At 37.6% G+C, this 8,915-nt stretch carries 7 protein-coding genes and 1 pseudogene; 3 read left to right on the top strand and 5 right to left on the bottom strand.

Going from position 1 to position 8,915, the window contains the following annotated elements; all coding sequences use genetic code 11:
• Positions 1 to 252: 252 nt before the first annotated feature.
• From C7B62_RS22485 to C7B62_RS22470, 4 genes are read right to left on the bottom strand one after another with little or no spacing between them, the layout of a single operon-like run.
• Positions 253 to 477, bottom strand: coding sequence for a hypothetical protein (locus C7B62_RS22485; protein ID WP_106242683.1), 225 nt, complete (start codon positions 475 to 477; stop codon positions 253 to 255).
• A 58-nt stretch (positions 478 to 535) separates the two neighbouring features.
• Positions 536 to 1,903 (bottom strand): cytochrome P450, encoded by a 1,368-nt coding sequence (locus tag C7B62_RS22480; RefSeq protein ID WP_106242680.1) that lies wholly within the window; start codon positions 1,901 to 1,903, stop codon positions 536 to 538.
• 34 nt (positions 1,904 to 1,937) lie between these two features.
• Positions 1,938 to 2,111 carry a hypothetical protein gene (locus C7B62_RS25895; RefSeq protein WP_158260731.1) on the bottom strand — a complete coding sequence of 58 codons (174 nt, stop codon included), beginning with the start codon at positions 2,109 to 2,111 and terminating at the stop codon, positions 1,938 to 1,940.
• A gap of 10 nt (positions 2,112 to 2,121) precedes the next feature.
• Positions 2,122 to 2,781, bottom strand: coding sequence for a TetR/AcrR family transcriptional regulator (locus tag C7B62_RS22470; protein ID WP_106242674.1), 660 nt, complete (start codon positions 2,779 to 2,781; stop codon positions 2,122 to 2,124).
• A 200-nt stretch (positions 2,782 to 2,981) separates the two neighbouring features.
• Here C7B62_RS22470 and C7B62_RS26705 point away from each other — a divergent pair.
• Positions 2,982 to 3,125: pseudogene (locus C7B62_RS26705) on the top strand (IS982 family transposase); the annotation flags it as partial.
• 128 nt (positions 3,126 to 3,253) lie between these two features.
• Here the strand turns inward: C7B62_RS26705 and C7B62_RS22460 are convergent.
• Entirely contained in the window at positions 3,254 to 4,408 is a 1,155-nt protein-coding gene (locus C7B62_RS22460) for a glycosyltransferase (RefSeq protein ID WP_106242668.1), read from the bottom strand.
• Positions 4,409 to 4,596: 188 nt separating this feature from the next.
• Between C7B62_RS22460 and amt the strand changes: the two genes are divergently transcribed.
• Positions 4,597 to 7,491: an ammonium transporter gene (gene amt / locus C7B62_RS22455; RefSeq protein ID WP_106242664.1), complete on the top strand. Its 2,895-nt coding sequence runs from the start codon at positions 4,597 to 4,599 to the stop codon at positions 7,489 to 7,491.
• A gap of 20 nt (positions 7,492 to 7,511) precedes the next feature.
• Positions 7,512 to 8,915 (top strand): response regulator (locus C7B62_RS22450; protein ID WP_146132180.1); only part of this gene is annotated, 1,404 nt, incomplete at its 3' end.

Raw genomic sequence — 8,915 nt, 5'->3', positions numbered from 1 at the left:
GTAAGTGGACTTCGATGAACCATGAATAAGAATCCCCCGCTATATCGGTACTCCGATTAGCGGTGGGAGTATGTCAAGACAGGAAGATATGAAACATGCAGAAGAAGTGCGTCAACACCTTCAGGAAGTGATGCAAAAAGGCAAAATGTAATTATTGCTTTGCGCACTAGTCATTAATAGTGATTGTAAGGAATTTTTTAAACCACTAAGGCGATCGCCTTGGTGGTTTAATTGAAATTAAATTAGATCGTACTAAAACTTGACTGTAGAAAAAGCTGTTCTTGCTTTCTCGCAAAATATTTCCACTTCGGAAACAACTAAAGGAATTAGTTCACCAATTAAATTTTCTGTTCCATTAGCCAAATTGCAAGCATAACAATTGGTCATTAAAGTATTTATGAGAAAATGATCTCGATTCAGTTTAGCAAAAACTATTTGTCCAGCATCCGTAAAGCGATCGCCTTTTTCTGAAAGCATAACCAATTAGTGGATGTCAGGATTAATCTGCAAATGCCAAAAAACTTAATTTATCTAACTAACTATTTTTTCCTAAAACACAGTTTTTGACTGTCATTCGAAAAGAAGCAGGAGGAGAAAGAGTTATACCACGGCGCACTGGATAAAGAGAATGGTTATTCGTTAATACTAATTTAAAACGCTTAAGAATTGTAACTGTAACTAGCTTCATTTCTAACAATGCTAAAGCAGATCCCAAACAGCGACGATTGCCACCACCAAAAGGAAGATATTCATAAGGAGAATATGTTGTTTCTAAAAATCTTTCTGGCTTAAATTGCTTAGAATTAGGATATAAATCCTCTCTATGATGAAGGTTATAAATAGAAATAGATAGATAATCATTTTTATTGATCTTATAGCCCATGATATATGTATCTTGGTTAGGAATACGAGCAAAAGAACCAACAACTACAGGATAAATACGCAAAGTCTCAAAAATTAATGCATTCAGATAAGATAAATTGTTGATGGTTTGATAATCTGATACATTTCCCAACAAGCTTGTTTCTAAACGTAATTTATCTTCAATTTCTGAGTGATAATGAATCCAATAAAAAAGCCAACTCAATGCCGAGGCGGTAGTTTCATGTCCCGCAAATAGTAAAGTTATCAATTCATCGTGAACTTCTTCATCAGTCATCCCCGCTCCATTTTCATCTTTGGCTAAAATTAGTAATCCAAAAATATCTTGACACTTTGATTTTTCTTTAATTAGCAGTTTTTGTCTTTCTTTAATTTTCTGATAAATAAGCTTTTTAATTTCTGCTTTTAATGACAAAAAATTACCCCAAGGGCTGTATTTACCCCAATCTTTCTGCAATATTGGGAAAAAAATTAACAATGATTTGAAAGGACTATTAAATATTTCCAACAACTCTACTAATAAATTACTAAGTCTTTGACATTGTTGCTCGGAATCAATACCAAATACTAAATTCAACATTACTTTTAAAGTAATTTCTTGCATCAATGGACGAACTGCAAAAGGTTGATTTACTTCTAGGCGATCGCTAACCTGGTTAGTTATGGATATTATTTTTTGACTACATTGTTCTAAAAATTTCCCATGAAAATAAGGCATTAATAAACGTCGGCGACTTTTATGATCTTTCCCATCTAATAGTATTAAAGAATTATCTCCCAACAAAAAACTCAAACTTTTATTTGCTTTTCCTGAATCAAATACATCTGAATCCATTGTCAATATTTCTCGAATTGCTTGAGGATTACTAGTTATATTAATTGATAAATTTTTCTTTTCTATAAATCGATAAAAATCTCCATATTGTTTATTGTATTTCTCCATAAAGTCTAAAGGACGTAAAATTGAATGCAAGTTAAGTATGAGGCTTGAATTGTTTCCTGCTACTGGTATTGATTTCATATTTCTAAAATATTGTTATTGAAAATGGATTAAACTAAGATTGCTCATCAGCAGCTTCAACTACTTCTGCTGCTATATTCTGGTTGTTAGCTTTTAGCATTTTCTCGATTGTTTCTCTTGGTACAATAGGAAATCCTAAAAAAAATGCCATGAATCCAATACAAAATATTGCTAGATAAAGCTTTACTTTTTTAATTTTTAATTTCATGATTTTATTCTTATTTACCTTTGCCATTTAAACCAAATTGTAAAATTTTGATTAATTGCAGAAATGTATCTCTAGCAGCAACTATGTCCAAACTCAAAGCTCCCTCTCCTGCTAATTTATCTGTTGTAATACCCTGCTTTTCTGGAATATACTTACTAATAGAATTGATCAAAGTTTCAACCACAAAAACAGCTAAATCCGAATCAATATCTGGGTCAATATTTTTTTCTTCAATACCTTTTATGATTATTTGCAATATAAATTCTGAAGAGGCTTGTTTCATTTGCTCAATTTCTGGATCTGCAAAAGGCAAGTCTCCATAGAATGCTCGATATGCCAGTCGGCTAAATGTAGGATAAGCTAAATCAAACTGGAGATTAATTTCAAATATCCAGCTTAAATACTCAAAAAAATCCATCTTCAACGCTGATGGATAATTGTTTTGTACAAAAGATAATTTGGTTTTGCAGAGTAAATCTAAAAGATACAGGTAAAGATCTTTTTTGTTAGCAAAGTATTGATATAAACTCCCTTGAGCAATACCAGCTTGTCTAACTATGCGAGAGAGCGAAGCAGAATTGTAATCTTGATTGGAAAATTCTTCTAAAGCAATTTTGATTAAGTTTTCCTGTTTCTGTTTGGATAAATTAAAAAAAGTTTTGCTTGGCATTTAACCATTTTTTATGTGACTAAGCAATCATATGACTGATCAATCACATTGTCAACAAAATTTATCCCAAACGTCTATTAATTAGTAAATCAGACAAAAAAAATGAAGAATGTCATTAAGCGAAGTAATGACTATTGCGATCGCTTCTTGATGCAGTCGCTTCAAGTCGAGAAAGGCTTTAGCCGCATCTGACCCGCCCAACGAGCTGCATCGCTTTCCACGGTTCTGGATTTCGGACATTCAAAGAGTTTTATACCCTTCAAGTATTGCCCCATTGGAAAAAAGCTTTTCCCAATCTAGTCAGCTACAATCGCTTCGTCGAATTGATGCCTTGGTCATTAATTTGGAATAAAACGACCAGAGTAAGGATTAAGAAAAATAAAAAATACATGATTAAGTAGGGGCGAATGGTCGTTCGCCCCTACAGGCTAATTAGAATACGATCGCTCTTGCCCAGAAGTACAATTATTAATCAATCATAAGTTCGTCCTTTCCATGCACCACCTTTGCCTTGATAGTATTTAAACGCAGAATCAATGGTCATCAAAGTATACAAAAAGGCGATCGCTGGTAAGAGTAAACCCCAAGCCCAAGCTATTTTATAGATTCTGATGGTGGGGATATAAGCCCAGATCATTAGAAGACAAGTTACTATACAAATGCTCAACAATAGCCAATTATTAGTTACTAATCCCCAAACCAATCCTACAGGGGCAATTAAATAAGTTATGACCATACCAACAACAGCGCCGATTAATAGCAAAGGCGAATAATTTAGCTGAGTATAAGCAGTGCGAGCAATAGTATCCCAAATTACCTGGAGATGATCGTAACCCCGCAGGCTAATAGTAGTTTCACTCAAACCTAACCAGATATTTTTGCCTGAAGATTTTACTGCTTGAGCCAGGGTACAGTCATCAATCAGGGCATTCTTAATCCTGGCAACACCACCTATGCTAGTTAAAGCCTGGTTACTAATTAAAATGCAGCCTCCCGCAGCAGCAGCCATGGATTTACGGGGATCATTAGCCCAAGCAAAAGGATATAGCTTTTGAAAAAAGAAGACAAAGGCGGGAATTAATAATTTCTCCCAAAAACTTTGACAGCGCAGCAATACCATTAAAGAAACCAAATCTAGATCTGCTGTCTCTGCCTTAGTAACTAGCTGAGTCAAATTATTGCCGTCGTGCTGAATATCTGCATCGGTAAATAGCCAATAATCAGGAGCAATAGCTTGAGTTGAGACAGATTCAATACCTTGGTGCATTGCCCAGAGTTTTCCTTTCCACCCTGATACTAAAGGCTTACCTGTAATTACTTTCAAGCGATCGCTTTTTCCGAGTTGAGTGGCAGTTTCTAGGGCAATTTCTGTAGTACGATCCCCACTATTATCATCCACCAGGACAATTGAAAACTTACCAGCATAATCTTGATTTAACAGCGAAATTAAACTAGCGGCGATCGCTTCTGCCTCATTCCTAGCAGGTATAACAGCACAAATACTGGGGTAATGGCTTAATACTTGAGAGTTATCAAGACGACAATCGGCTCGCCAAAAATTCCCCCAGAACAGTAGTAGGAATAACCAAATACCTAGAGGCAAAGCTGCAACAATTATGACAACCACTTTCTCATCTCAAATTAAATTGCGTTTCCTGCATATATATTTCCTACACACATAGTAGGGGCGAAAAGTCCTTCGAGCCGATCAAACTTAGCTTTTTTTTGCTCAGAATAACTAAATTTAATTAATTTCAGATATAAAGATACATATGATTTTAAATTAACTATTTAATCTTAGTTTTCAAATCAGCAATGCCGATCAACTCCAACTCTCTTTGGTTGATATTTAATACTTTTCTGGTTTTCGTCATGCAGCCAGGATTTATGTGTCTTGAGTCGGGGTTAACCCGTAGCAAAAATAGTATCAACGTGGCGATCAAAAATCTCGTTGACCTCGGTATTTCAATCCTAATTTTTTGGGCTGTAGGGTATGGAATCGCCTTTGGCAGTTCCCGCGCAGGGGCGGGGATTTTTGACTCAGATCGTTTTTTCTTTAATCCTGAATATTTTTCTGCTGGAGAAATAGTGTTTTTTCTCTTCCAAATGATGTTCTGTAGCACTGCCACTACCATTGTTTCTGGTGCTAGTGCCGAGAGGTTAAAGTTTCGTGCTTATGTAATCGTCACCGCGATTATTTCAGGATTAATTTATCCTCTCTTGGCTCATTGGGCTTGGAATAGTTATGGTTTTAGTGATGGTTTTGGCTATTTAGAACGACTAGGATTTATAGATGTTGCTGGAGCGACGGTGGTGCATAGCGTCGGGGGCTGGGTTTCTTTAGCAGTTATTTTGGTTGTTGGTTCGAGAACAGGAAGATTTGCTCGCTCTAGTGGCTCTAGTCAATTCGCGGGAATTCATGCTTCTAATCTGCCATTTTCAGTACTGGGAGTGATGCTGATTTGGCTAGGATGGTTCGGTTTTAATGCTGGTAGTGTGACTCCAACGGTCGCTACTATATCTCTAACCGTTCTCAATACTTTACTGTCGGGTGCAGCAGGAATGATCTGTGCCAGCTTTATTGGTTGGCAAAAGTTAAAAACAAATAAGGCAGAAATTTTAATTAATGGTTCGTTAGCAGGACTAGTTTCGATTACCGCTGTTTGTAATGCTGTTCATCCCGTAGTGGCGATCGCTATTGGAGCAGTGGGTGGTGCAGTTATGCTACTAGTCAGCCATGGACTAATTTATTGGCGCATAGATGATGCGGTGGATGCCATTCCCGTTCATTTGGGGGGTGGGATCTGGGGAACTTTGGCAGTAGCGCTGGTGGGTAATCCCGATGTTCTTAATAGTGAATCGAGTCGAGTCGCTCAACTATTGATCCAGCTATGGGGCATAATCGTCTGTGGTTTGTGGGCATTTGGGGGGACTTGGATTTTACTCCAGTTAATCAACCGTCTGATGCCGTTACGAGTCTCCTTAGAGGATGAAGATCGTGGTTTAAATGTGTCGGAACACTACGCTAAAAGTACAGTGTATGAAATGCTACAGGTCATGGAACGTCAAGCCAGCGATCGCGATCTTAGTTTACGAGTTCCCGAAGAACCTTTTACCGAAATTGGTTATGTCGCCCGACATTATAATCAGGTGATTGATTCTCTAGAAGCCTCTCATCAGCAGCTACAGCAGTTTAACATCGAGTTAGAACAGAAAATTAAGCAACGTACCGCTGAATTGTCCACTGCCAAGGAAAAAGCTGAGATAGCCAACAGGGCTAAAAGTACTTTTGTTGCCACCATGAGTCATGAACTGAGAACTCCTCTCAACGCGATTCTTGGTTTTGCTCAACTGATGGCACGCAATCAAAATTTACCAACGGCAGAACAAAGACAAATCGGTATTATCAATCGTAGTGGAGAACATTTACTCTCCTTAATTAATAATGTCTTAGATCTTTCCAAGATGGAGGCAGAACAGTTAGATTTATCTATCAGTCAGTTCGATCTTTCGGCTTTGCTTGAAGATCTTGAGCAAATGTTTATTCTTCAAGCTGCTAGCGCTAATCTGAACCTTAGTTTCACCATTGCTCCTCTTACACCACGCTACATTCTGGCGGATCAGCGCAAACTACGCCAGGTTTTGATTAATTTACTCAATAATGCTCTGAAGTTTACTAGTCAGGGCAAAGTTGAAGTGAGAATTTTTCCTACTTTAAATATAAAACTAGATCAACCAGATCAATCAATCCTGCTGACTTTTGAGGTAGAAGACACAGGAGAAGGGATTGCACCTGAAGAACTAAAACATTTGTTTGAACCTTTTACACAAACTAAATCGGGTAGAAAAGCTCAGGAGGGTACAGGATTGGGACTAACCATTAGTCGTAAATTCGTGCAGCTTATGGGAGGAGATCTTCAGGTTCAGTCAATAGTTGATCGAGGAAGTATTTTCCGCTTTGAAATTCAGACACAAGCCGTTCCCTTAGAACAAATTTCTCCTCGTGAAATTTTGTCGAGTAAGATTACCACCCCTCAGTCAATCATTGCCCTAGCACCGAATCAAGCCCAACCGCGAATTCTGATTGTAGACGATCGCGAACTGAATCGTGAACTATTGATCCAGCTACTTCAGCCACTAGGTTTCGCCCTTTGCACCGCAGTCGATGGAGTAGAAGCGATCGCTCTTTGGCAATCTTGGCAGCCAGACTTGATCTTGATGGATCTGAAAATGCCTAATCTGAGTGGGGAAGAAACCATTAAAATCATTAAAAGCGATCCCCAGGGGGATTTGAAAGACAATCGCCAGACCCCTAAAATTATTGCTTTAACCGCTAGCGCTCTAGAAACAGAACGGGTTCAAATTATGGCAATGGGCTGTGATGATTTCCTGCGCAAACCATTCAAAACTGATGAATTATTGTTGATGATGACGAAGCATTTGGGGGTGTGCTATACCTATGCTGAAGATACAGAAGATGATACCGCCGAATCACTATTACTGCTTACTTTAAATGACGATGCTTTTGAGGAAATATCTCATGAATTACTACTAGAACTTCAGCAATCAATTATGGAAATTGATTTAGATAAAATTAAGCAGATTACTCACCAGATTGGACAAGAAAACAAACTGCTAGCCCAGACAATTGAGCAACATATTAGTAATTTTGAATACGAGCATATTTTGAACTTACTACCTTTTAATTAGGATTATTTCAGGATTAAATAGTGAAAAAATTAATGGCAGCTCGGGAGTTAAACAACATCCTGATTGTGGATGACACTCCCCAAAATCTACATTTACTCGTAGATCTTCTGACTCAATATGATTATAAAGTTAGACCTGTACCCAACGGTAAGTTAGCTCTTTCCGCTGCCGAGATTAATCCGCCCGATTTGATTCTTTTAGATGTTATGATGCCCGATCTCAATGGCTACGAGGTGTGTAAACAGCTAAAAACTAATCCTAAAACCAAAGACATTCCTGTCATTTTTATCAGTGCAGGGAATGAAGCTGTAGATAAGGTTAGGGCTTTTGCAATCGGTGGTGCGGATTATATTAGCAAGCCTTTTCAGATTCATGAAGTGCTGATGCGGATTAAAAATCAGCTAGCTGTAAAAAGCCTACAAAAACTGTTAAAAGCCAAAAATGAGCAGCTGAGAAAAACTATTATTCAACTCAAAGAAAGTCAGAAACAAGAGTTTGAATCCCAACAAAATCTAGCTTTAGCTAAAATCACTTCAGGTATTAGTCAACAAATTAATACCCCTGTCGCTGAAATTAACCATACCCTCGATGAAATTAGGCAGTTTGGCAAGGCTACTCTCCAAAATATTCCTTTTTTTCTGGCTCAAATGTCTCCTCCGCAGCAAAAATATTTTGCCACACTGTTAAAACAGGCTCAAGATAATCAAATTAATCCTCTATTATCAGATCTTGCTAGACAAGAGTTGAAAAATCTGATTGTTGCTAAGTTAGCTAGATTTGAGATCAAAGAAACCGCTAAAATTGCTGATGTTCTGATTAAAATGGGGTTTAATGAGGAAATAGAAGACTTTTTACCACTTTTTGCTAGCGAAAACTATTGGGAAATCTTAGATAATGCCAGCCTAATTATTAATCTAGATAAAAAAGTTAACAACATTACCGACTCCACCCTGAAGATCAGTAAGTTAATTTCGGCTTTTGAAGACTATGCTTATCATAGCTATAGCAAAACTCCCAAACGTCTTGCTAACTTAGAAAATATCCTCGAAAAAGCCCTCAAATCGATTGCTCATCTGCCTCCTGGAGTGCAAATTATTAAACGGTATAGTCCAGTTTCAACCATTAACTGTTACCCTGAAGCACTACAAAAAGCTTGCTTCCATTTACTCCAAAATGCGATCGAGGCCATTGGTACTCACGGCATACTCACGATTAATCTCTACCAAAAGCAAAATTATCTCATGGTCGATCTGATTGATACAGGAGCGAGTATTAGCCAAGATCTCTTAGATAAACTCTGCGATCCATTTTTCACTACTAAATCCGCAGACGGGAAAGCAGGTTTAGGTTTGGCGATCGCCAAACAAATTATTGAGCAACATGATGGTAGCATTGCTGTTCAACTACTTTCTGGCAAAATGACC

This window comes from Pleurocapsa sp. CCALA 161, from assembly GCF_003003995.1.
GTDB lineage: Bacteria > Cyanobacteriota > Cyanobacteriia > Cyanobacteriales > Xenococcaceae > Waterburya.
The sequence above is the reverse complement of the archived record's forward strand: the minus strand, read 5'-3'. Positions and strand labels throughout refer to the sequence as shown.